The sequence below is a fragment of the Stenotrophomonas maltophilia genome (assembly GCF_006974125.1).
Taxonomy (GTDB): domain Bacteria; phylum Pseudomonadota; class Gammaproteobacteria; order Xanthomonadales; family Xanthomonadaceae; genus Stenotrophomonas; species Stenotrophomonas maltophilia_O.
Genome location: NZ_CP037858.1, coordinates 55089 through 77221 on the forward strand (window position 1 = coordinate 55089; position 22133 = coordinate 77221).

The window sequence follows — 22133 nt, forward strand, 5'->3', positions numbered from 1 at the left end:
TTGTTTTTTCAACCTACGCATTACCCGGGAGTTGTCATGTTGGAAGCCTACCGCCACCACGTCGCCGAGCGCGCTGCGCTTGGCATCCCGCCGCTGCCGCTGAGCGCGCAGCAGACGGCCGATGTCATCGAACTGCTGAAGAACCCGCCGCAGGGCGAGGCCGAGTTCCTGCTCGACCTGCTGACCCACCGCGTGCCGGCCGGCGTCGATGACGCAGCCAAGGTCAAGGCCTCGTACCTGGCCGCGATCGCGCTGGGCAGCGAGCAGAACCCGCTGATCAGCCGCGAGCGCGCCACCGAACTGCTGGGCACCATGCTCGGCGGTTACAACGTCGCCCCGCTGGTGCAGCTGCTGGACGACGCCAGCGTCGGAACCATCGCCGCCAACGGCCTGAAGAAGACCCTGCTGGTGTTCGATGCGTTCCACGACGTGCAGGAAAAGGCCAAGGCGGGCAACGCCAACGCCCAGGCCGTGCTGCAGAGCTGGGCCGATGCCGAGTGGTTCACCAGCAACCCGGAAGTGCCGCAGAGCCTGACCGTCACCGTGTTCAAGGTGCCGGGCGAGACCAACACCGACGACCTGTCGCCTGCACCGGACGCGACCACCCGCCCGGACATCCCGATGCACGCCCTGGCGATGCTGAAGAACAAGCGCGACGATGCGCCGTTCACCCCGGAAGAAGACGGCAAGCGCGGCCCGATCCAGCAGATCCTCGACCTGAGGGACAAGGGCCACCTGGTCGCCTATGTCGGCGACGTGGTCGGCACCGGTTCCTCGCGCAAGTCGGCCACCAACAGCGTGCTGTGGTGGACCGGCGATGACATTCCGTTCATCCCGAACAAGCGCGCCGGTGGCGTCTGCCTGGGTTCGAAGATCGCCCCGATCTTCTACAACACCATGGAAGATGCCGGCGCACTGCCGATCGAGCTGGACGTGTCGAAGATGGAGCACGGCGATGTGGTCGAGCTGCGTCCGTACGAAGGCAAGGCGCTGAAGAACGGTGAAGTGATCGCCGAGTTCCAGGTCAAGTCCGACGTGCTGTTCGACGAAGTGCGCGCCGGTGGCCGCATTCCGCTGATCATCGGCCGTGGCCTGACCGGCAAGGCGCGCGAAGCGCTGGGCCTGGCCCCGACCGATCTGTTCCGCCTGCCGGTGCAGCCGGTCGACACCGGCAAGGGCTTCTCGCTGGCGCAGAAGATGGTCGGCCGCGCCTGTGGCCTGGCTGAAGGCCAGGGCATGCGCCCGGGCACCTACTGCGAACCGAAGATGACCTCGGTCGGCTCGCAGGACACCACCGGCCCGATGACCCGTGACGAGCTGAAGGACCTGGCCTGCCTGGGCTTCTCGGCCGACCTGGTGATGCAGTCGTTCTGCCACACCGCCGCTTACCCGAAGCCGGTGGACGTGAAGACCCACCACACCCTGCCGGAGTTCATCTCCACCCGTGGCGGCGTGTCGCTGCGCCCGGGCGACGGCGTGATCCACAGCTGGCTCAACCGCATGCTGCTGCCGGACACCGTCGGCACCGGTGGTGACTCGCACACCCGTTTCCCGGTGGGCATTTCGTTCCCGGCCGGTTCGGGCCTGGTCGCCTTCGCCGCTGCCACCGGCGTGATGCCGCTGGACATGCCGGAGTCGGTGCTGGTGCGCTTCAAGGGCAAGATGCAGCCGGGCGTGACCCTGCGTGACCTGGTCAACGCCATCCCGCTGTACGCGATCAAGTCGGGCCTGCTGACCGTGGCCAAGGCTGGCAAGAAGAACATCTTCTCCGGCCGTATCCTGGAAATCGAAGGCCTGCCGGAGCTCAAGGTCGAGCAGGCGTTCGAACTGTCCGACGCCTCGGCCGAGCGTTCGGCCGCCGGTTGCTCGGTGCGCCTGAACAAGGAACCGATCATCGAGTACCTCAACAGCAACATCACGCTGCTGAAGTGGATGATCGCCGAGGGTTACCAGGATCCGCGCTCGCTGCAGCGTCGCATCGAGAAGATGGAAGCGTGGCTGGCCAACCCGGAGCTGCTGGAGCCGGATGCCGACGCCGAGTACGCTGCCGTCATCGAGATCGACCTGGCCGATATCCACGAGCCGATCGTGGCCTGCCCGAACGACCCGGACGACGTGAAGACCCTGTCCGAAGTGGCCGGCGCCAAGATCGACGAGGTGTTCATCGGTTCGTGCATGACCAACATCGGTCACTTCCGTGCGGCTGCGAAGCTGCTGGAAGGCAAGCGTGACCTGCCGACCCGCCTGTGGGTGGCCCCGCCGACCAAGATGGATGCCTCGGAGCTGACCAAGGAAGGCGTGTACGGCACCTTCGGCGCCACTGGCGCGCGCATGGAAATGCCGGGCTGCTCGCTGTGCATGGGCAACCAGGCGCAGATCCGCGAAGGCTCCACCGCGATGTCGACTTCGACCCGCAACTTCCCGAACCGCCTGGGCCGCAACACCAACGTGTACCTGGGTTCGGCGGAACTGGCGGCGATCTGCTCGCGCCTGGGCCGCATCCCGACCAAGGAGGAGTACATGGCGGACATCGGCGTGATCAACGCCAATGGTGCGGAGATCTACCGCTACATGAACTTCGACCAGATCGAGGAATACCAGGACGTGGCCAAGACGGTCGCTGCCTGATGCGGTAGTGCCGGCCGCTGGCCGGCACTTCGATGAAGCCAAACGCCGCGATCCCGGGAGGGGTCGCGGCGTTTCTGCATGGGTGCCGGATTGCGCGGCGATACCGCGCTGTGCTCGCCGGGCATGGCCCGGCGCTACCGCACCTCGTGTTCCGGCATCGGCAGACGATGCGTCACTGCACTCGGAAGTTCAAGCGGCCCAGCGCTTGGCAGTGCTGTACGGCGGCCTGCAGATCGATCGGCGCTGCCGGGACCGCCCGGCGCGCCTGATTGACCGTCGCGGCGGTCTCCCACAGACCAGGCAATGCCGAACCGTGTTCCAGCACGTAGTCGCGCAGCAGCGTGTTCAATGGGCTGGCATGATCGTGTTCAGGCACGATCACGCAGGCGCGGGTTCCCGGCTCTGCCAGCATCTGTTGCAGCAGCATCTCCAGTCGCGCAGCGCCGGCAGGAGCGTCGGCCAGCTGCAGCGGTGCGCTGTCCCGGTCCGCGGGCTGTACCTGCAACCCACTGTCGGTGAACAGAAACACGCCCATGGCGTCCAGTGGTTCGCGTGGCGTCTTCGCTGTGAGCGTCGTGTAGTCCACGTCTGGACGCGTGCACGTCTCTGGCGCGCGCCTGGCCGGCACGGCGAGGCGGACACCTTCGCGATCGACACTATGGACGTTCAGTCTGCAGACCTGACCCACGGTATCAAACTTCACTTCGTAGTCCACACCAGTGACCGGAATGATCTGTACAGCCAGCGTGCCGCTGCAGAACGCGCCCCGGTAGCGGACGTCCGCGTCGAAGATCAACGGCTGCCCTGCCTGCACGGCATATTCGCGATACTTCGGCGACTTCAGGCTGCGCATGGTTTCCGTTTCGGCGATGCCGAGGCTGACGTTGCCCGCCTCGCTGTCCTGCGCGGCGACGTCTCTGGAGGCCGGCCAGCGCGGATCATCGAAGCGCCGGCTGCCGTCGGCCAGGCAGTAGGCATCGCTGAGCATGGTGACCCGTTCCGTTGCCGAGTTGAAGACCCGCACGCGCGCCGTACCGTCACCGCTGCCGGCTGTTGGCAGCGGCTCCGGGAAGAACTGTGGCAGCTTGCTGGTAAGGCGCTGCACACAGGAGGCGGCCAGTTCCCTGGCGCTGGCGCGAAGGCGCGCGTAGTCATTGGCCTGCCATTGCTCGAGCGTGGCGTCGCGCCCGGGATCATTGCAATACGCTGCATCCACCGTGCTGCCGTCGGGTTGTTGCAGGCGCAGGCGGGTAAAGTGATTGAGCTGATAGAGCTGTTGCCCCGCCTTGGGCTTCTGGTAGACCAGCGCCCACTGATTTGCCTCCACCCTCAACAGCGTTCGACCCTGGGGGATAGCGCTCGGGAACACGGTGAAGTACCGCTCCAACCAGTCATTGAGCAAGCCGGGCATGAGCTCCATGGCAGGGCTGGGTACTGCATGTACACTCGTTCCGCGCAGATACCTGGGGTCAAGGCGCGTTGTGGAGCTGGCACCGAAGACCTGGCGTACGAACTGCCCGGTCTTCGCTGCGCCAGTGATGCGCTCGCCATCTTCCGGGGTGACGATGCGCAGTACCACATCGGGATGGTGGTCATGGATGTGCTGGCCGGCGCCGGCGCTGATCGCCACGTGTTCGCTCCAGCGCGCAGGGGGGCGCCGTGGGTGCCGATGGAGCGCCATCGGTTCGACCGGCACCGCTGGCGAGCGTGGGCAACAGACAGGCCGCGGCAAGCATGCTGCGTGGTGAAATCAGGCGTAATGCCATGATGAAACTCCTTGAAAAGTGGAATAGCACGGGCGGCCCTGGGCGGGCCCCCTGCTGAAAGGCGGCAGCGGGCATTCCCCAGACCACGTTGTGCGCCAGCGGTCGGCACTACCGGGGCGTCAGGCCTGGGTAATGGCGGCCGCTTCCTCGGTTGCGGCCGGCGCTTCTGCCGGGAGCTCGGCTTCCACCGCAGGCTGTGGCAACACGCCATGGTCGGGGAACAGGCGGGGCAGCTCAGCCACGAAACGCGCGATGCAGGCCTCTGCAAAGTCACGCGAGGCGGCCTTGGCCTTCGCATAGTCGTCTGCCTGCCATTCCTGCAACGGGGCAACCCGTGCTTCGTCCCGGCAGTGCACGCCCTGGCCGCCACTGGCGCTGCGGAACAGCTTGCGCACCACCGGGAAACCGATGGTTACATCGTGGCGCAGCTCGTAGGGAGTCTCTGCGTCGCTGAGCTTCTGGTAAACCAGCGACCACTGACCGGCGCTGGCTTCCACGGTGCGCTCGTCGCTGGGAATGGCGCCGGGATGGGCCGCGAAATAGAGTGCCAGCTGCTCGCGGATCATGCCGGGCAATGCGCCGAAGGCCGGGCTGGGCACCGAGTGGATGTCCTCGCCACGAACGTTGTTCTTGCTGAAGCTGTTGCTGGTGCCGATGTCACCTACGCCGGTGACGAACGCCAGAGCAGACAGACCGACCTTGGCGGCGGTGACGGCAGCGGTGTCGGCGCGCATCACCAGGCGCAGCACCTGATCGCCCAGGCGATTGCCGTTGGGGCCGGCACCCAGCCCTGAGGTGACCTTGATGTGCTGCAGGCTGCTGTAGTCGAGATGGGGCGCCGCGGCGGCTGTGACATTCCCGATGGCCGGATCGGCCGGCGGGGTGGCGTGCGCCGCGTCTGGCGCGGTCGCCGCATCCGTTGCTGGATCGAGCGTTGACCCGCTGGTGACTGCGGAAGCCACGACAGGCGTGGCTGCGGGGACTTCGTCGTTGGCGTAGGCCGGCGGCGCCAGCAGCAGGATGGCCGCGATCGCGGCGGTGAGGCAGGTTGGGCGTAATGCCACGGTAGTACTCCTTGGGAAAACGAAAATGAGGCTCTGTGCGCGCTCTGGCGGTTGATGCCCGGAGAGGGCCGAAGGCAGGGGAGCAATTGCTCAGCGAGGCGCGAATTCCCTGATCGGGAACGCATTGCAATGGGCGATCGCAGCAGCGATGTCGACCGGAGCATCGGCGGCGGCACTGCGGCGCCTGTTCACCGTGGCCACCTCTTCCCACAGGCTGGGCAATACCTGCGGTGCGTCCAGTACGCGTTCGCGCACGGCATCGTGAAGGGCGCTGCTGTAATCGGTAGTCGGTACCACCACGCACAGGCGTGTGCCGGGATTGCTGCTGGCCTGCTGCAGCATCTTCCGCAGCGCCTCGGTGCTGCCCGCGTCGTCGGTCAACCGTTCCGGTGCGCTGCCTTGGGTGGCATCCTGGATCTGCAGCTGGCCTGGGCTGAACAGCAGGACCTGCATGTCCTGCCGCGGTTCAACGCGGACCGGCGCACGCGTGCCCTCACAGATGCTGGGGGTCTTGCGTGCGACCTGTGGCGTCGTGGTGCCATCGGCGTGTACCTGGCGCAGATGCAGGCGGCACATCTTGTCGGCCACTTCCATTTCCACTTCGTAGTCCTGTCCGGGCCTGGCCACGAACTGACCCGACAACTGGCCCTCGCAGTACATGCGGCTTGATGCGTCGAAGCGCGCTTCGACGATTAGCGGCTTGCCGCCGGCGACTTCGTACTCCTGGTAGCTGAGCATGGAGAACCGCTCGTTCGCCTTGCTGCGCAGGGTTTCCGTGGCGGGGATGCCGAGCACGCCCTTGTCACCGGCGTTGTTGTACTTGACGTCGATCTTGTCGCGGTAGTCCTCGCGGCAGGCGGCGTCGGTGTACAGGGTGGTGGTCCGCCCCAGGCTGGCATAGATGCGCACCCGTGCCGGCGGCACGGCACCGCCTGCGTAGGCCGTGAGATCTTCAGCAGCAAGCGGGCGAGGGTACATCGCCGGTATTCGCTTGATGAGCTGCTCGGTGCACTTCATCGTGATCACCTGGGCGGCAATCTTGAGCCTGGCGTAGTCATTGGCCTGCCACTCGCCCAGGGTCGCCCGGTCGTCGCTGTCACTGCATCTGATGATTTCAGCCAGGGTGCCATCGGCACGGCGTTGCTCGATGGTGCTGACGTGGTTGAGGCGGTAAAGGGGATCCTTCCGCGTGTTGCCCTGGTGCACCAGCGCCCAGGTGTCTGCACTGAAGCGCAGGGTGCTGCTCTGGTTGGGCAGCGCGTCGGGCGCATAGCTGAAGTAGCCACCCACCAGCGCCCTGGCTACGTTGGGCATCAGCGTGGTGGCGGGGCTGGCCTGGCTCTCGACGATGCTGCCGGGCAGGGCGTTGCGGCGGAAGTAGTCCGGCTCATTGCCGCTGAAGAGCAGTGCGAGCCCCTTTGGCGTGAGCGACTCGCTGTCATCGGGGGTGACGATGCGCAACGCCACGTCGGGTGCGTGGAGGCGCTTCGATGCGGTATCCGGACCACTCTGGATCTGGACGCGATCGGTCCATGCGGCGCCCTTCGTGACGGGGGCGGGGGGAGCGCCCGGAGCGGCCTGCGGCGGTGCTGGCACGCCGGCAGCGGTTGCCGCCAGCGGGGCCAGCAGAGCGGCCGCCAGCAGCGACGGTTGGTTACGGAAGAGACGCAGGGCCATGGTCAAACTCCTTGGAAAAACACGACAGCCGTGCCGGCCCTTCCGGGGCCGGCATTTGAAAGAGGGAATGAGACGGTGCGATGCCGCGGACGATCAGCCGCGGGCGAGCGCCAACAGTCGTTCGGCAATACGTTCCAGCGGAACCTGTTCGTCGGCCGCCCCAAGCTTGAACGCGGCACCGGGCATGCCCCAGACCACGCTGGTGGCTTCATCCTGGACCAGCGTCGGCGCGCCGGCCTGGCGCATTTCCAGCAGGCCGCGCGCGCCGTCGTCACCCATGCCGGTGAGGATGGCGCCGATGGCGTTGCCGCCCGCGCTCTGCGCGACCGAACGGAACAGCACGTCGACCGCGGGCTTGTGACGGTTCACCGCCGGGCCATCGTCGACGCGGCAGCGCCAGCGCGCACCGTCGCGGATGATGCGCAGGTGCTTGCCGCCAGGAGGCAGGTAGGCATGGCCGGGCAGTACCGCCTCGCCGTCGCTGGCCTCGCGCACGGCCATCGCCGAGTGCCGATCCAGTCGTTCGGCAAAGGCGCTGCTGAAGCTGGCGGGCAGGTGCTGGGTCATCACCACGGCGGGAGCATCCGCAGGCATGCCTTCCAGCACCACGCGCAGTGCTTCGGTGCCGCCGGCCGAAGAACCAATCGCGATCAGGCGGTCGGTGGTGCGGAACTGTGGTGAGGCAGGGCGCATCGAGGGGGCTGTGTCCAGCGTGAGCTTCGGGACTGCAGTCCGCACCAGCGGACGTACCCGTGAGCGCGCCGCCATCTTGACCTTGGCGATGATCTCATCGGCGTAGCCCTGCAGGCCGCGCGCGACGTCCAGCTTGGGCTTGGAGACGAAGTCCACTGCGCCCAATGCCAACGCCTGCAGCGTGGTGTCGGCGCCGCGTTCGGTCAGCGACGAGATCATCACCACTGGCAGCGGGTGCAGCCGCATCAGGTTTTCCAGGAAGGCCAGGCCGTCCATGCGTGGCATTTCCACGTCCAGCGTGATCACGTCCGGGGCCAGGCGCTTGATCTTCTCGCGCGCCAGCAGCGGGTCGGCGGCGGTGCCAACCACGTCGATGGTCGGGTCGCTGGACGGGATCTCGGTGAGCATCTGGCGCACGACGGCGGAGTCGTCGACGATCAGGACCCGGCAGGGGGCGTTGCCGGTCAGGGTCATTCGAACAGCTCCACGCCACCGGTGACCGGGGCCTTGGACAGGCGCGCACGCACCGCCGATTCGGTGGCAGCCACCTCGGCCTCGTGGGCGTGCGGCAGGCGCTGCACCACCACGCGGCCGGTATCGGCGAAGAACCAGATCTTGCGCGGATGGATGCCGCAGAGGTCCTCGGCGATGATCGGAATATGCTCGGCCTGCAGGTATTGGCGCACGAACTCGGCGTTGCGGGTGCCGACCGGATTGCTGGTGAAGCCCTTCAGTACGTTGGCGCCGCCGAACACCTTTGCCTCGATGCGCTTGCGGTGCGCGCCGCGCTTGAGCATGTCGTTGATCAGCAGCTCCATCGCATAGCTGCCGTAGCGTGCGGGCGCACCGTCGCCAGCGTTGCCTTCCGGCAGCAGGAAGTGGTTCATGCCGCCGATCTTCAGCACCGGGTCGCGCAGGCAGGCCGCCACGCACGAACCCAGGGTGGTGGTCAGCGCGGTGGTGTCATCGACCACCAGGTACTGGGTCGGCAGCAGCTTGGCGGCAATGGTCTGGAAGCGCGCATCCTGGTAGCGCATCACATCGTCAGTACGCAGCGAGGCGTTCATGCGCCGGCCTTTGCCGCGCGGCGGTACAGGGTGCGCCCGCAGGGCTGGATCAGGTCGGCGGCGTGCAGGTAGTTCTCCGAGTGTCCGGTGTAGAGCAGGCCATCGTCGGCAAGGTGCTGCACAAGGCGGCCGAGGATGGCGCGCTGGGTCGGCTTGTCGAAGTAGATCATCACATTGCGGCAGAACAGGGCATCGAACGGGCCGCCGACGTCGTAGCGTGGGGCGAGCAGGTTCAGCGGACGGAACTCGATCAGCTCGCGCAGCGCCGGCAGCACGCGGCACTGGCCCTCGTTGGGACCGCTGCCACGCTGGAAGTAGCGGCGGCGCAGGTCCGGGTCGAGATTGGCGACACGGTCGATGTTGTAGACGCCACGGCCGGCGGTGGCCAGTACCTGGGTATCGACGTCGGTAGCAACGATGCGCACCGGCGGCTTCAGCGTACCGAAGGCCTCGCAGGCGGTAATCGCCATCGAATAGGGCTCTTCACCGGTGGATGCCGCGCACGACCACAGCAGCAGCGGCGTGTGGCCGGAGCGCTGCTGCAGCTCTTCGCGCAGCTTGTCGAAGTGGTGTGGCTCGCGGAAGAACGAGGTCAGGTTGGTGGTCAGGGCGTTGGTGAACGCCTGCCATTCGTCACCATCTTCCTGCTCCAGATGGTCCAGGTACTGCTGGAAGCTGCGCATGCCCAGCGTGCGCAGGCGGCGCGACAGGCGGCCATAGACCATGTCGCGTTTTGCCGGGGCAAGGGCGATGCCCACGCGCTGGTAGATCAGGTCGCAGACGCGGCGGAAATCACGGTCGGCGAACTCGAATTCGCGCGGACCGGTGACGATGGGAGTAGGACTTTGCACGGGGGACGTGTCCATCGGCGAGGGCGGTGGCCGAAGCCACCGCAGGTGGGTCTCAGAATTCCTGCCAGTCGCTGTCGCTGGCGACGAAGGTGCTGGCGTTGCTGCTGCGGCGGACCGGCGCGGGCGCGCGGGTCGGCTGCGGACGTGCCATGGTGGTGATGCGTGCCGGTTCCACGCGTTCCGTCGCAGCCTTCACTGCAGCGGAGACCTGGTTGTCGAGGCGGAAGATCGCCACGGCGTCGGCGAGCTGCGCTGCCTGGTCTTCCATCGCGCGTGCGGCAGCAGTGGCTTCCTCCACCAGCGCAGCGTTCTGCTGGGTGGTCTCGTCCATCTGCACCACGGTCTGGTTGACCTGCTCGATGCCGGCCGACTGCTCCTGCGAAGCCGCAGAGATCTCGGCCATGATGTCGGTCACGCGCTGCACCGAGGCGACGATCTCGCCCATGGTGCTGCCGGCCTGGTGGACCAGGCTGGAGCCTTCGGCGACCTTGCCGACCGAATCGTCGATCAGGCCCTTGATCTCCTTGGCGGCGGCAGCCGAGCGCTGGGCCAGGGTGCGCACTTCACTGGCGACCACGGCAAAGCCACGGCCCTGTTCCCCGGCGCGCGCAGCTTCCACCGCAGCATTCAGCGCCAGGATGTTGGTCTGGAAGGCGATGCCGTCGATGACCGAGATGATCTCGGCGATCTTCTTCGAGGAGGCTTCGATGGCCGACATGGTGGTGACCACCTGGCCGACCACATCACCGCCCTGCGAGGCGACACCGTGCGCGCCGATGGCGAGCTGGTTGGCCTGGCGGGCGTGCTCGGCGTTCTGGCGCACGGTGGAGGTCAGTTCCTCCATCGAGGCGGCGGTTTCTTCCAGGTTGGCGGCCTGCTGCTCGGTACGGCGCGACAGATCACTGTTGCCCGAAGCAATCTCGCCGGCGGCCAGGGTGATGCTGCTGGCGCTGGCCTGGATCTGGCCGACGATCTGGGTCAGCTGCGCGACCGTGGTGTTGGCGTCGTCGCGCATGCGCGCGAACACGCCCTGGTAGTCGCCGTGCATGCGCGCGGTCAGGTCACCTTCGGCGATGGCCGACAGCAGCTGCGAGAGCTTGCCGAGGTTGTCATCGCTGACCGCCATCATCGCGTTGAGGTTTTCCAGCATCAGGCGGAAATCGTGATCGAAGCGCTGTGCATCGCCACGACGGCTGAAGTCGCCGGCAGCGGCGGCACTGGCCAGTTGCTTGATTTCGGCGTTGATGCGGCCGAGGTTGGCCTTGACGGTGTCGACAGTGGTGGTCATCGCTGCCTTTTCGCCAGGGTAGCGGGCGATGTCGCGGCTCAGATCGCCGACTGCATACTGCTGTACCACGTCCAGCACGTCATGCAGGGTCTGCACGTGGCTGCCGACCAGGGTATTGGTCTCCTGCACCATCAGCCCGTACTCGCCAGGGAAGGCGCTGGCGTCGATGCGGTAGCTCAGTTCGCCGGCATCGTGACGGCGGGCCATTTCGCGCTGGCCGCCGATCACCGCGTGCAGCTGCTGCTGCATGCCGGACATGGCCTCCAGCAGGCGGCCCGGTTCGTCATGCGCCTGCGGACCGATATGGCTGTCCAGCTTGCCATTGGCGATGCCTTCGGCGACGGCGGTGGCCTGCTTCAGCGGGCGCGCGATGCGATTGCCGATGACCCAGCTCAGGGCCAGGACGATCAGCACCAGCACGCCACCGGAGACCGCCATGATGGCGGTGAACACCAGCGCCTGCTGCTGGACGTCGTCCATGTAGACGCCGCTGCTGACCACCCAGTTCCAGGGCGCGAACAGGCCGGCGTAGGCGACCTTCTCGACCTCGCCCTTGCTGCCGGGCTTGGCCCAGCGGTAGTTGACGAAACCGCCGCCGGCCTTGGCCGCTTCGACCTGGTCGTAATAGATGCGCACGCCGTCGTCGGTACGGAAGTCCTTCATGTCCTTGCCGACCAGGTCCTTGCGGAACGGGTGCATCAGCAGGCGGTAGCCGGTGTCGTAGATGTTGAAGTAGTACGCATCGTTCTCGGCACGCATCACCTCCAGGGCCTGCAGCGCGGCGCTCTTCGCGGCGTCCTCGCTGAGCTCGCCGGTGCCGGCCAGGCGATGGTAGTGCTGGAGGATGCCGTAGCTGAGTTCGACCTGGGTCTTCAGCGCGGTCTTGCGGGTCTCGGTGAGGTCCAGGTACTGCATGCGGGCGGCGATCACCGAGAGCGCGATCACGCCGAGCGCGATGAGCAGCGTCAGCAGGTTGAGCTTGCGCCGGACGGAGAGATTGCTGAAGTAGTGTTGCCAGCGATGCAGGAGATTCATCGAGCAGGACCAGGTCGAAGCGGGCGGGCGGCGCCGAGCCGGTCAGCGGCGGGACAAGCCGTGACAACCCCGTTATCGGCCGCTGGGGCGGGGGATTGAGGTGTCGTGTCCGAACGTATTCAGGTTTCCTTGCAGCGGCGGCTGCGGCGCTGCCTGCGGCAGGCTTTTGAAGCAACGGCAACGGCAACGGCAACGGCAACGGCAACGGCAACGGCAACGGCAACGGCAACCGCAACGGCAGCAGCAACGGCGGTTGGTCGGCGGTCACGGGTTGCGAAAAGGGCCAGGCCAGGGTGGGTTGGCGGGGGACGCCGTAAACCCGTCCCTGGGGGCTTGGCCGCGGCATCCATGCCGCGGACACCCCCGCCAACCCACCCTGGCCCGGCCCATTCGATATCCCGGTGTCGGACGGCAAGAGTGTTGGGTTTCCAAGTGGAAAGAGGGGTCAGATCCGTTTTCCTGCGGAAAACGGATCTGACCCCGTGAGCAATGCAGGTGCTGCTTTTGCTTTTCTTTCTTCAATCCGGGGTGGACGCGCGGGAAACTGTCCGGGGCCGGGTGGGTGGGTTGCGCGGGGGCGCAGGCGCCATGGATGGCGCCTACGAGCTTACAGGGACGTACTTGCAGCGTCCCCCGCGCGGCCCACCCGCCCGGCCAACCTCAATAGCCCACGCCTTTCGCGACCACCCCGAGGGGCTCTGCCGTTGGCTGGAACCCGGAACCCCCGTAAACGAAAACGCCCCGGCACGGGGCCAGGGCGTCTTCAAAGCGTGCAGCCGCAGGACTCAGAACTCCTGCCAGTCTCCGTCGGCCAGCTCGGTGGCCATCGGGCGACCACCCGCAGTGCGGCGGGCGGGCGGGGCAGCCGGAGCCGGTGCTGCCGGTGCAGCAGTACGCGGGGCCGGGGCAGCGGCGCGCGGCGGGGCGACCACGGCTTCGGCTTCGTCGACCACGAAGATCGACACGGCCTCGCTGAGGTGGCCGGCCTGTTCTTCCATCGCACGTGCGGCGGCGGTGGCTTCTTCCACCAGCGCAGCGTTCTGCTGGGTGGTCTCGTCCATCTGCACCACGGTCTGGTTGACCTGCTCGATGCCGGCCGACTGTTCCTGCGAAGCGGCGGAGATCTCGGCCATGATGTCGGTCACGCGCTGCACCGAGGCGACGATCTCGCCCATGGTGGCGCCTGCCTTGTGCACCAGTGCCGAGCCGTCGTTGACCTTGCCGACCGAATCGTCGATCAGGCCCTTGATCTCCTTGGCGGCGGCAGCCGAGCGCTGGGCCAGGGTGCGCACTTCACTGGCGACCACGGCAAAGCCACGGCCCTGTTCACCGGCACGCGCGGCTTCCACCGCAGCATTCAGCGCCAGGATGTTGGTCTGGAAGGCGATGCCGTCGATGACCGAGATGATCTCGGCGATCTTCTTCGAGGAGGCTTCGATGGCCGACATGGTGGTGACAACCTGGCCGACCACATCACCGCCCTGCGAGGCGACACCATGCGCGCCGATGGCGAGCTGGTTGGCCTGGCGGGCGTGCTCGGCGTTCTGGCGCACGGTGGAGGTCAGTTCCTCCATCGAGGCAGCGGTCTCTTCCAGGTTGGCGGCCTGCTGCTCGGTACGGCGCGACAGGTCGCTGTTGCCGGAGGCGATTTCGCCGGCGGCCGAACTGATCGCGCGGCTGGACTGCTTGATGCGGGTGACGATCTCGCTCAGCTGCGCGGCAGTGGCGTTGGCGTCGTCGCGCATGCGGGCGAACACACCCTGGTAATCGCCGTGCATGCGCACGGTCAGGTCACCCTGCGACAGCGCGGCGAGCAGGCCGGAGATCTGTTCGATGCTGCCGGCGTTGGCGTCGAGCAGGCCGTTGATCTGCTGTGCCAGCTGCAGGAAGAAGCCTTCCTTGTCGCTGGCATCGATGCGGCCGGACAGGTCGCCGGCAGCCGCCTGGGCGATGACGCGCGCCACTTCGGCTTCGACCAGGGCTTCCTGGGTGCGGTCGCGCCATTCCACCACGTAGCCAACGGTGTCGCCGCCTTCATTGCGGATGGTCGACACCACCTGTGCGAACTGGGCATCGCCGTACTGCATCGGGCGACGGGCAACGCCGTGCGCCTTCAGGTTGCCCAGCAGGGTCTGGTCCATCTCGCCGCGGTGTTCCAGCACGGTGACCGGCTTGCCGATCAGCGAGGCCTGGGCGTCGAAGTCCGGCAGGTCGCGGCGCACTTCATCCTGGTACTGGCTCAGGGTCTGCTGCAGGGCGCGGTTGCTGTAGACGATGGTGTTGCTGGTATCGGTCAGGTAGACGCCGGTCGAACTGTAGTCCAGCGCGGTGCGGATGCGCAGGTTCTCGCGGGCAACGGCCTGGTCGGTTTCGATGCGCTCGCGCAGGTCGCGCTGCATGCGCTGCATGGCCTGCATCAGCTCGCCTACTTCGTCCTGGCGGCTGACGTCGATGTGGCCATCGAGCTTGCCGCCGGCGACGTCGTTGGCGACCGAAACGGCGCCACGTACGCTGCCGACCAGGGCGCGGGCGAACAGCCAGACCAGGACCAGGCCGAGTGCGGCGCCGCCCAGCAGGGCGATCACGGTCAGCACGGCGGAGGCGGAATAGGTGGACGCGGCCTCTTCGCGCGAGGCGCGGGCGAGGCGGTTGTCTTCGGCGATCAGCGCTTCCAGCGCCGAAGCAGCCTTGCGGTGCTTGGTGCGGGTCTCGCCCACGAAGGTATCGATGGCATCGTCCGGCAGGTCCAGCTCCAGCATCTCGGTGACGCTGTCGTAGGAGGCCAGGGCGTCCTTCCACTCCTTGGCGAAGGTATCGAACAGCTTCTTCTGCTGCGCGTTGTCGACCAGCTTCGGGTAGTCCTTGATCGACGTGTCCATGCTGGTGCGCAGGTCGACGGCCTGCTTGCGCGCGTCGGACTTGACGTCATCGCTGGCGCGGATCAGCTGCTGGTAGGCGGCATTGCGGTACTCGCCCAGCATGCCGCGCATCTCGCCGGCCATGCGGATGCTTTCCATGCGCGAACCGGCCAGCTCGGTGGTGACGTTGTTCAGCGAATGCAGTCCGCGATAGGCGACGATGCCCTGCAGCAGCATCACCAGCAGGAGGACACCGAAGGTCAACAGCAGCTTCGGCATCAGTTTCAGGTTGTTGATCCACGGCATGGGCGTTGCGATCTCCTAAGGCAGACGCGTCCGGGCATCGGGCCCGGTTGCAGCAGAAACCACGCCGGCACAAGCTCCGGCGTGGTTCGACGGACAGCGGATTACTTGATGTTGGCCAGCTTCAGGCCCGCCGGCGAGCTGACTTCGATTTCCGCGCGCGAGGCGTCGCGCTGGATCTTGCCGATCACGCACACGGTCTTGCCTTCCAGGGTTTCCAGCGGGAAGGAGAACTTGCCGCGGTTCTCGCCGGCGATGCGGGCCGAGAAGGTGTGGCGCGGGAAGGCGCCGCCCATGTACAGGAAGGTCGGCTGGCCTTCGGAACCTTCTGCGTAGCGGGCCTTTTCGACCTTGCCACAGACCATGCCGTCCTTGCCGACCGAACGCGGGGCCAGTTCCGGCGGGATCATGTCGGCCGCCTGGGCGAACGCGGAGGAAGCGGTGGTGGCCAGGACAGCGGCCGAAACGAACGCAAGCAGGGACTTCATCGAGGTGTATCTCCGGGGATGGTGATGGTCGTTCCGGTTCCGCGCGCTCCTGCGCGACCGGCTTCTGTCCCCCTATCGGCACTGCCGGGGGGAACTGAAGGGTTTTGTGACCAGAACGTGAAGCAGGTCCGCTGGGTCAGGCGGCAGCGTCTTCGGCGAGGGTGGTCTGGCCCATGTCGGCGCTGTCGAGCAGGGTCTCGATGTCCAGCAGGATCAGCATGCGGTCGTCGTGGGTGCTGATGCCGGAGATGAAGCGGGTATCGACCGCAGCGCCGAACTCCGGGGTCGGGCGGATCTGCTCGGCCGACAGCGGGATCACGTCCGACACGCTGTCGACCACGATGCCGACCACGCGGTCTTCGACGTTGAGCACGATCATCACGGTGAAGGCGTCGTAGCGGGCGTTGTCCAGGCGCAGCTTCAGGCGCAGGTCGATGACCGGGACGATGGTGCCGCGCAGGTTGATCACGCCCTTGATGTAGTCCGGGGCATCCGGCACGCGGGTGACCGCATCGTAGCCACGGATTTCCTGCACCTTGAGGATGTCCACGCCGTAGTGTTCGGCGCCGAGGGTGAAGCTGAGGAATTCGCCACCGGCGCTGGCGGCGGAGCTGGTCTTGTCGTTCATCGAGGGGTCCTGGTTCTGCCGGAAGTCCCGGTGTCAGGCTCGATATCGGCCCCGCGTGGGGGGACTTTAGGTGTGGCGCCTGGGGCATCCACGCAGGGCGTGGATCTGCCGGGGCGGGGTGGGCATCCGCAAATGGCGTGGATCCGCCGAAGATCGGTAGTGCCGGCCGCTGGCCGGCAACGGCAATGTGCAGGTTGCCGGCCAGCGGCCGGCACTGCCGGTCGGGCGGTCCTACAGTTCGCCGTTGCGGCGGGCCTTGCGCTGGCGGTCGATGCGGAAGATGTAGCGCTGGATGGCGCTGTCGCCACCGCGCGGCAGGCTGTCAAAGCGCATGCCCACGCGCTTGACCTCGATGCCGTTGGGCTGTCGCTGCGGCAGCAGGTTGCAGACCACCAGTTCGATGTCCAGGTCCGGGCCATCGGGCAGCGACAGCTGCGCCGTGTAGCGCTTCTGCAGGCCGAACACGGCGCAGTCGTTGGGCACCACCACGGCCAGGCCACCACCGCTGATGTCCACCACCCGCATTGAAAGTGCTTCGGCGCGGGCTTCGCCGGGTGGCAGCAGCAGCTGTGGCGAGTCGGTGACGGGGGTCTCCAGCCGGTACAGCTCGCGGCGCTGCAGGTGCACCAGTTCGTCCGGCAACGGGGCGCGGAAGGCGACGTGGCCATCGTTGTCCACGCGCTGCAGCGCGTGCAGGCGGAACCGCACAAGGACACGTTCAAGCTGGGCGAAGCAGAGCAGATGGTCGGCCTGCTCGGCGGCACGGTTCGATGCCTCCTGCGGGCTGCCGTCGAGCAGCAGGTAGTCTTCGTCCTCGTCGAGATCAAGCAGGGCGGTCGGGAACGAACGGTCCCGGCCGTCGATATGCGCATTGATCAGTGATCGCTGGTCGATCAGCGAGCGCAGCAGCTGCCGCAGCTGGCGGGGGTTGCGGACCAGGAAGCGTTCGTCCGCGGCGTCGGCCGCGTGGACATCGTGCAGTTCAGTGTCGTGGCCGTCGGACATGGAATCTGTGATCAGGGGCGGGCGCCAGCACGCGTTGGCGCGAGGCTCGATGGGGATATCGGCCTCTGCATTGGATTATGAAGTGAGATTTGCATCACTTTCCATGCGTAGGGGGTCAGATCCCTTCCCGTGGGAAGGGGATCTGACCCCGGGTACATCAGAACTCCTGCCAATCACCCTCGGCAGCCAGCGCCGGCTGGGCGGCCGATGCGCGCAACGGTCGTGTCGGTGCTGCCTTGGTGGCGGGCAGAGCGGCCGCGACCTGGCGTGGCTGCGGCGCATTTGCCAGCCGTGCCGGTGCAGCGGCGACGCCCTGCGATGCCAACCGGAAGCGCGCCACTGCCTCGCCCAGCTGCACGGCCTGGTCTTCCATCGCGCGTGCGGCCGCCGTGGCTTCCTCCACCAGCGCAGCGTTCTGCTGGGTGGTCTCGTCCATCTGCACCACGGTCTGGTTGACCTGCTCGATGCCGGCCGATTGTTCCTGCGAAGCCGCAGAGATCTCGGCCATGATGTCGGTCACGCGCTGCACCGAGGCGACGATCTCGCCCATGGTGCTGCCGGCCTGGTGCACCAGGCTGGAGCCTTCAGCGACCTTGCCGACCGAATCATCGATCAGGCCCTTGATCTCCTTGGCGGCAGCGGCCGAGCGCTGGGCCAGGGTACGCACTTCGCTGGCGACCACGGCGAAGCCGCGGCCCTGTTCACCGGCACGCGCGGCTTCCACTGCAGCATTCAGCGCCAGGATGTTGGTCTGGAAGGCGATGCCGTCGATGACCGAGATGATCTCGGCGATCTTCTTCGACGAGGCTTCGATGGCCGACATCGTGCTGACCACCTGGCCGACCACTTCACCGCCCTGCGAGGCGACGCCATGCGCGCCGATGGCGAGCTGGTTGGCCTGGCGGGCGTGCTCGGCGTTCTGGCGCACGGTGGAGGTCAGTTCCTCCATCGAGGCGGCGGTTTCTTCCAGATTGGCGGCCTGCTGCTCGGTACGGCGCGACAGATCACTGTTGCCCGAAGCAATCTCGCCGGCGGCCAGGGTGATGCTGCTGGCGCTGGCCTGGATCTGGCCGACGATCTGGGTCAGCTGTGCAACGGTGGTGTTGGCGTCGTCACGCATGCGTGCGAACACGCCGTTGAACTGGCCGTCCATGCGTGCGGTCAGGTCGCCGGCGGCGATCGACTGCAGCAGCTGCGAGAGCTGGCCGAGGTTGCCGTCGGCCACCTGCATCATGCTGTTGAGCTGCTCGATCATCACGCGGAAATCGTGATCGAAACGCTGCGCATCACCGCGCTGGCTGAAGTCGCCGGCGGCGGCGGCCGAGGCCAGCTGCTGGATCTGCGTGTTGATGGCCAGCAGGCTGGCCTTGGCCGCATCCATCGACTCGTGCAGGATCGCGCGGCTGCCCGGCAGGCGGCGTGCGTCCGGGGCAAGGTTGCCGGTGGCGTACTGGTTGAGCACGTCGATGGCATCGCGGATCGAGTCGAGATGCTCGAAGATGACCGTGTTGATGCCGCTGGCCAGCTGCCCGTAGACGCCCGGGAAGTCTTCCGGAATGCGGTGGCTGATGTCCGGGCCGGCGTGCATCTGCGCCATCAGCTGGGTCTGCTCGGAGAAGCGGCGCAGCATCGCGGTCATTTCGGTGGTGGCCGCCAGCATGCGGCCAGCCTCGTCCTTGCCGGTGCTCTGGGTGGTGACGCTGAGGTCGCCGCGTGCGACGGCCTGGATGGCGTTCACGGCCTTGCCGAGCGGGCCGACCACGGCGCGTGAGATGACCACCGCCAGGGTTGCGGCGACCACAACCAGCAATACGACGGCGGCAATGATAGCCAGCATGCTGTTGCGGTGGGTGGCATTGGCGTTGTCGATCTTGCCCTGCATCAGCGAGCTGCTGTACGCGCCCAGTGCCTTGAGGTCTTCAAAGGCTTTGCGGCGCAGTGGGCGCGACTGGTCGTCGGAGATCTGCCGTGCGACGACGCCATCGCCGGCGGTGGCCGCTTCGCGCAGCTTGGCATTGGCTGCGAAGTAGCCATCGACGTCGGCCTGCACGGCGCGGTAGAGCTCGCGCTCCTTGGCGCCGGCCGGCAGCTTGGCGTACGCGGCCAGCTGTTCGCGCACGACGGCGGCGGTGTCGTCCATGCGCTTGTTGTAGTCGGCCACCTTCTCGGGCTGGTCCAGCATGCTCAGCTGGGCCAGCTCATAGGTACGGAACTCACCCAGCTGCGAGCGCACTTCGCCGAGGTACTGCACGGACGGAATATCGTTGGAGGCCATGGCGCTCAGCTGCGCGTTGGCCTCGGACAGGCGGACCAGGGCGAAGGCACCCAGTACGACGGTCATCAGGGTGGTGAGGGTGAACCCCACGGCCAGCTTGCGGGCGATGGGCAGATCGTGGAACCACTTCATGCAGGATGCTCCAGGTGGGCAGGGCGCCGGCGCTGTTGCGTCGGCTGGGGGTGGTTGCAGAGCGAACGGTGGTGCCCGGTGGGGGTTCGGTGACGGCCGTCATTGCGGAATAACGGCGTGACCTGCGCGGACTTTATGGACGCAGGTCACATTCGGATGCGTAGGGATGAAGGCGCGAAAGTCGCGTAGTGACGGGGCTTTCGCTTGCGTGACGTGGTTGTATGCGCAAGCGCGGCACCGACAGAGTTCACAGAAGGGATGAGGTCAGATCCCTTTCCCTTGAAAAGGAATCTGACCCCGGGTGGGACCCCTTGCCATAGCGTGCACAAACAAAAACCGCCGCCCCGAGGGGCGGCGGTTCTGGACAGCCTGCAAGGGAAATCAGGCGGCCTGCGGCATCCGCAGCGAGCGTACCAGGCCGCCGATGTCGACGATCAGAGCCACGCGGCCATCGCCGAGGATGGTGGCGCCGGACACCCCGCCGATGCGGCGGTAGTTGTTCTCGATGTTCTTCACCACCACCTGCTGCTGGCCGACCAGCTCGTCCACTTCCAGTGCGATCTTCTGGCCATCGCCTTCGACCACAACCACCAGCGATTCGCTGCCCGGTGCACGGTTGCCGTAGCCGTAGTACTCGCTCAGCGAGAGGATGGGCAGGTACTCGCCACGTACGCGCAGCACGCGGCCTTCGCCGGCCATGCTGCGGATGTCCTCGGCCTGCGGCTGCAGGGCCTCCAGAACGTAGGCCAGTGGCAGGATCAGCGTCTCGCCCGCCACCGCTACGGTCATGCCATCGAGGATGGCCAGGGTGAGTGGCAGGCGGATCAGCGTGCGGGTGCCGGCGCCGAGGCTGCTTTCGATCTGCACCTCGCCACCCAGCGCCTGGATGTTGCGGCGGACCACGTCCATGCCGACGCCGCGCCCGGACAGATCGGTGACCGCATCGGCGGTGGAGAAGCCGGGTTGGAAGATCAGGTCCCAGACCTGCGAATCGGTCGGGTTGTCCGGCACCGCCAGGCCGCGTTCGTGGGCCTTGGCCAGGATCTTGGCCCGATCCAGGCCGCGGCCGTCGTCGCTCACTTCGATGACGATGTGCCCGCCCTGGTGCGATGCGGCCAGGGTGATCGTGCCGGTCTCGTCCTTGCCGGCGCCGCGACGCACGTCGGGCATTTCCAGGCCGTGGTCGATCGAATTGCGCACCAGGTGCACCAGCGGATCGGCGATCTTCTCGATCAGGCCCTTGTCCAGCTCGGTGCCTTCGCCGACGGTGCGCAGGCGCACCTGCTTGCCCAGGCGGCTGGACAGGTCGCGGACCAGGCGCGGGAAGCGGCGGAACACCGCATCGACCGGCAGCATGCGCACGCCGATCACCGCTTCCTGCAGGTCGCGGGTATTGCGTTCCAGCTGGTCCAGGCCGGCGAACAGGCTCTCGGCGTGGACCGGGTCCAGCGCGTGCGAGACCTGCTTGAGCATGGCCTGGGTGATGACCAGTTCGCCGACCAGGTTGATCAGCGCATCGACCTTGTCGACGCTGACGCGGATCGAGGTCTCGGCTTCCTGGCTGGCCGTGCCGCTGGCAGCGGGTGCAGCAGGCGCTGCCGGTGCGACGGCAGCAGGTGTGGAAGGGGCTGCTGCAACGGGTGCCTGGGTAGCCAGGCTCGGCGGCGCTGCCGGACGGATGTCCAGCTCGCAGTCGTCCAGTACCCAGGCGAAGGTGTCTTCGATTTTGCTGCGCGGCACCTTGCCGACCAGGCCGAGGTCCCATGCCAGGTGGGCCTCGAGCGGGTCGAGCTGGGCAAAGCCGGGCAGGCGCTCCATGCGCGCGGCCACCTGCAGCGAACCGAGGTGTTCCAGTTCGCGGATGATGCGCAACGGGTCGTTGCCGCTCATGAACAACGACGGTGCCGGGGTGAAGCCGATCTGCCAGGCTTCCGGCGTATCGTCCACTTTGGCTGCGACAGCGGCCGGCGCGCTCGCTGCGGCCTGGCCGGAGAGAACGGCTTCCAGGCGTGCCTTCACCGCGGCAACAGCGGCGGGGTCGGCGGCCTGTCCGTGTTCGGCTTCGCGCAGCAGGGCGCGCAGCACGTCCACCGATGACAGCATGGCATCGACGGCGTGGCCTTCCAGGGCCCGCTTGCCGGCACGCAGCTCATCGAGCAGCGTTTCCAGCACGTGGGTCAGGCCGGCGATGGCATCGAAGCCGAACGTGCCTGCGCCGCCCTTGATGGAGTGGGCGGCGCGGAACACCGAATTGATGATCTCCGCGTCCTGCTGCCCCGATTCCAGGGCCAGCAGGCCAGCCTCCATCGCGTCGAGGCCTTCGCGGCTCTCCTCGAAGAAGGTGGCGTGGAAGCGTTGCAGGTCCATGCTCATGG

General features: G+C 66.9%; 14 protein-coding genes. 1 reads left to right on the forward strand and 13 read right to left on the reverse strand.

Annotated features, from left to right (window positions below; all coding sequences use genetic code 11):
• Nucleotides 1-36: 36 nt before the first annotated feature.
• Nucleotides 37-2628: a bifunctional aconitate hydratase 2/2-methylisocitrate dehydratase gene (acnB, locus tag EZ304_RS00230; RefSeq protein WP_142805901.1), complete on the forward strand. Its 2592-nt coding sequence runs from the start codon at nt 37-39 to the stop codon at nt 2626-2628.
• A gap of 172 nt (nt 2629-2800) precedes the next feature.
• On the opposite strand, the gene EZ304_RS00235 is transcribed toward acnB, so the two are convergent.
• From EZ304_RS00235 to EZ304_RS00300, 13 genes are all read right to left on the reverse strand, one after another.
• Entirely contained in the window at nt 2801-4258 is a 1458-nt protein-coding gene (locus EZ304_RS00235) for a hypothetical protein (RefSeq protein ID WP_142805902.1), read from the reverse strand.
• 255 nt (nt 4259-4513) lie between these two features.
• Nucleotides 4514-5458: a hypothetical protein gene (locus EZ304_RS00240; protein ID WP_142805903.1), complete on the reverse strand. Its 945-nt coding sequence runs from the start codon at nt 5456-5458 to the stop codon at nt 4514-4516.
• 90 nt (nt 5459-5548) lie between these two features.
• Nucleotides 5549-7135, reverse strand: coding sequence for a hypothetical protein (locus EZ304_RS00245; protein ID WP_142805904.1), 1587 nt, complete (start codon nt 7133-7135; stop codon nt 5549-5551).
• 93 nt (nt 7136-7228) lie between these two features.
• Nucleotides 7229-8302: a protein-glutamate methylesterase/protein-glutamine glutaminase gene (locus EZ304_RS00250; RefSeq protein ID WP_142805905.1), complete on the reverse strand. Its 1074-nt coding sequence runs from the start codon at nt 8300-8302 to the stop codon at nt 7229-7231.
• The gene (cheD, locus tag EZ304_RS00255) at nt 8299-8895 is read right to left on the reverse strand and encodes a chemoreceptor glutamine deamidase CheD (RefSeq protein ID WP_014037083.1); all 597 of its coding nucleotides are present in this window, start codon (nt 8893-8895) and stop codon (nt 8299-8301) included. Before cheD ends, EZ304_RS00250 begins: the two co-directional genes overlap by 4 nt.
• Nucleotides 8892-9761: a CheR family methyltransferase gene (locus EZ304_RS00260; RefSeq protein ID WP_142805906.1), complete on the reverse strand. Its 870-nt coding sequence runs from the start codon at nt 9759-9761 to the stop codon at nt 8892-8894. Before EZ304_RS00260 ends, cheD begins: the two co-directional genes overlap by 4 nt.
• A gap of 37 nt (nt 9762-9798) precedes the next feature.
• Entirely contained in the window at nt 9799-12069 is a 2271-nt protein-coding gene (locus EZ304_RS00265) for a methyl-accepting chemotaxis protein (RefSeq protein ID WP_142805907.1), read from the reverse strand.
• A 785-nt stretch (nt 12070-12854) separates the two neighbouring features.
• On the reverse strand, nt 12855-15233 hold the full coding sequence (locus tag EZ304_RS00275) for a methyl-accepting chemotaxis protein (protein ID WP_099552081.1): 2379 nt from the start codon (nt 15231-15233) through the stop codon (nt 12855-12857).
• Between the two features lie 101 nt (nt 15234-15334).
• Nucleotides 15335-15718 carry a hypothetical protein gene (locus EZ304_RS00280; protein WP_005409515.1) on the reverse strand — a complete coding sequence of 128 codons (384 nt, stop codon included), beginning with the start codon at nt 15716-15718 and terminating at the stop codon, nt 15335-15337.
• Between the two features lie 136 nt (nt 15719-15854).
• Entirely contained in the window at nt 15855-16346 is a 492-nt protein-coding gene (locus EZ304_RS00285) for a chemotaxis protein CheW (RefSeq protein ID WP_142805909.1), read from the reverse strand.
• 231 nt (nt 16347-16577) lie between these two features.
• Nucleotides 16578-17351 carry a flagellar brake protein gene (locus EZ304_RS00290; protein ID WP_099552078.1) on the reverse strand — a complete coding sequence of 258 codons (774 nt, stop codon included), beginning with the start codon at nt 17349-17351 and terminating at the stop codon, nt 16578-16580.
• Nucleotides 17352-17508: 157 nt separating this feature from the next.
• Nucleotides 17509-19758: a methyl-accepting chemotaxis protein gene (locus EZ304_RS00295; RefSeq protein WP_142805910.1), complete on the reverse strand. Its 2250-nt coding sequence runs from the start codon at nt 19756-19758 to the stop codon at nt 17509-17511.
• A 381-nt stretch (nt 19759-20139) separates the two neighbouring features.
• Complete coding sequence (locus EZ304_RS00300; protein ID WP_142805911.1) at nt 20140-22131, reverse strand: chemotaxis protein CheA; 1992 nt, start codon at nt 22129-22131, stop codon at nt 20140-20142.
• Nucleotides 22132-22133 lie beyond the last annotated feature (2 nt).

Excerpts from the sequence above, each read along its gene's own strand:
- acnB (WP_142805901.1), top strand. The coding sequence starts at position 37 with ATGTTGGAAGCCTACCGCCACCACGTCGCCGAGCGCGCTGCGCTTGGC.
- EZ304_RS00245 (WP_142805904.1), bottom strand. The coding sequence starts at position 7,135 with ATGGCCCTGCGTCTCTTCCGTAACCAACCGTCGCTGCTGGCGGCCGCT.
- EZ304_RS00250 (WP_142805905.1), bottom strand. The coding sequence starts at position 8,302 with ATGACCCTGACCGGCAACGCCCCCTGCCGGGTCCTGATCGTCGACGAC.
- cheD (WP_014037083.1), bottom strand. The coding sequence starts at position 8,895 with ATGAACGCCTCGCTGCGTACTGACGATGTGATGCGCTACCAGGATGCG.
- EZ304_RS00260 (WP_142805906.1), bottom strand. The coding sequence starts at position 9,761 with ATGGACACGTCCCCCGTGCAAAGTCCTACTCCCATCGTCACCGGTCCG.
- EZ304_RS00265 (WP_142805907.1), bottom strand. The coding sequence starts at position 12,069 with ATGAATCTCCTGCATCGCTGGCAACACTACTTCAGCAATCTCTCCGTC.
- EZ304_RS00275 (WP_099552081.1), bottom strand. The coding sequence starts at position 15,233 with ATGCCGTGGATCAACAACCTGAAACTGATGCCGAAGCTGCTGTTGACC.
- EZ304_RS00280 (WP_005409515.1), bottom strand. The coding sequence starts at position 15,718 with ATGAAGTCCCTGCTTGCGTTCGTTTCGGCCGCTGTCCTGGCCACCACC.
- EZ304_RS00285 (WP_142805909.1), bottom strand. The coding sequence starts at position 16,346 with ATGAACGACAAGACCAGCTCCGCCGCCAGCGCCGGTGGCGAATTCCTC.
- EZ304_RS00290 (WP_099552078.1), bottom strand. The coding sequence starts at position 17,351 with ATGTCCGACGGCCACGACACTGAACTGCACGATGTCCACGCGGCCGAC.
- EZ304_RS00295 (WP_142805910.1), bottom strand. The coding sequence starts at position 19,758 with ATGAAGTGGTTCCACGATCTGCCCATCGCCCGCAAGCTGGCCGTGGGG.
- EZ304_RS00300 (WP_142805911.1), bottom strand. The coding sequence starts at position 22,131 with ATGAGCATGGACCTGCAACGCTTCCACGCCACCTTCTTCGAGGAGAGC.